This window comes from Aeromicrobium sp. PFPM2_SD2 (assembly GCF_057364525.1).
Window position 1 is genome coordinate 1 of the sequence record NZ_JBNFNZ010000558.1, and the last position, 1,403, is coordinate 1,403.

General features: G+C 73.5%; 1 protein-coding gene and 1 pseudogene. One reads left to right on the forward strand and one right to left on the reverse strand.

The window, feature by feature from the left end; all coding sequences use genetic code 11:
• Positions 1-178: 178 nt before the first annotated feature.
• Positions 179-891: pseudogene (locus tag AC2W7G_RS16290) on the reverse strand (enoyl-CoA hydratase/isomerase family protein).
• Between the two features lie 233 nt (positions 892-1,124).
• Between AC2W7G_RS16290 and AC2W7G_RS16295 the strand changes: the two are divergent.
• Positions 1,125-1,328 carry a DUF6458 family protein gene (locus AC2W7G_RS16295; protein ID WP_485869358.1) on the forward strand — a complete coding sequence of 68 codons (204 nt, stop codon included), beginning with the start codon at positions 1,125-1,127 and terminating at the stop codon, positions 1,326-1,328.
• The last annotated feature ends 75 nt before the right edge of the window (positions 1,329-1,403 follow it).

A 1,403-nucleotide genomic window follows, 5' to 3' on the forward strand; every position in this document is an offset into this window, starting at 1 on the left:
GCGGCGACGACGTCGCCGGCCGTCACCGGCCACTGCGGCACGACGTCACGCAGCGGCGGACGTCCGTCGGCGTCTCCCCCGGCGGGCGTGCCGGGCGTGGCGCTGGTCATCGGTCCCCTCCCTCGTGCGTGTCCCCCGGGAGTCGATGGAAGCACTCCCGGGGGTCGGCCGCTCGTCCTCACCGACCGGTGAACGTCGCCTTGCCCGGTCCGTTCTCCATGAACGACTGCATCCCGGCGCGCTGGTCGTCGGTCGCGAACAGGGCGGTGAAGGCCTGGCGCTCGATCTCCAGGCCGGTCTGCAGGTCGACCTCGAGGCCGCGGTCGACGGCGTCCTTGGCCGCCCGCAGCGCGAGCGCCGGGCCGCCGACGAACCGGCTGGCCCACGCGACCGCCTCGTCGTAGACCTCCTCCTTCGGCACGACCCGGTCGACCAGGCCGAGGGCGAGCGCCTCCTGGGCGTCGACCTGGCGGCCGGTGAAGATGAGGTCCTCGCGACCGACGGCCCGACCAGGCGGGCCAGGCGCTGTGTGCCGCCCGCGCCGGGGATGATGCCGAGCAGGATCTCGGGCTGGCCGAGCTTCGCGTCGTCGGCGCATAACCGGACGTCCGTGGCCAGCGCGACCTCGCAGCCGCCGCCGAGCGCGTAGCCGGTGATGGCCGAGACCGTGGGCTTGCCGATCGCGGCCAGGGCCCGGGTGAACGCCTGGAGGGTCTGGCCGTGGCGCGCCATCTCGGCGTACGACATCGTCGCCATCTCCTTGATGTCGGCGCCGGCGGCGAAGACCCGCTCGCCGCCGTAGACGACCACGGCGGCGACGTCGTCGCGGCGGTCGGCCTCCTGCGCCACGGCGAGGATCTCCTCCTGCACCTGGGCGTTGAGGGCGTTCATCTTGGGCCGGTCCAGCCGGATGGTGCCGACGCCGTCGGTCACCTCCAGGCGCACGAGCTCTCCCACGGGCGTGTCCTTTCGTCGCGGTCCCGTCGCCGGGCGTCGCTGCGAGCATAGGAGGCGCCGGTCACACCGAACCGAGGCACCGGTCACACGCGCCCGCCCGCTCGGCCGAGGTGCGGACGACGGCAGCCGGGCCTACCGTTCGGGGCACCCGCACGAAAGGCGAGCACATGTACATCGGTGGATCCCTGTTCCTGCTGGCCGTCGGCGCGATCCTCGCGTTCGCCGTCCAGGACGCCATCAGCGGCGTCGACCTGACGATGGTGGGCTACATCCTCATGGGCGTGGCCGTGCTGGGCTTCCTGTTCTCCTTCTTCCTCCTGGGGCAGCAGCGAAGCCGCGGCGACGGCACCGCTCCCCCGCGCGGCTACTGATCGACCGCGCGGACGACGCCCGCCCCGGACCGACCGGGGCGGAGTCGTGCTGTGCGGACGCGCTCAGGACCGGTC

What these genes read in the sequence shown, in the direction of transcription:
- AC2W7G_RS16295 (WP_485869358.1), top strand. Translation starts at nt 1,125, where the DNA reads ATGTACATCGGTGGATCCCTGTTCCTGCTGGCCGTCGGCGCGATCCTC.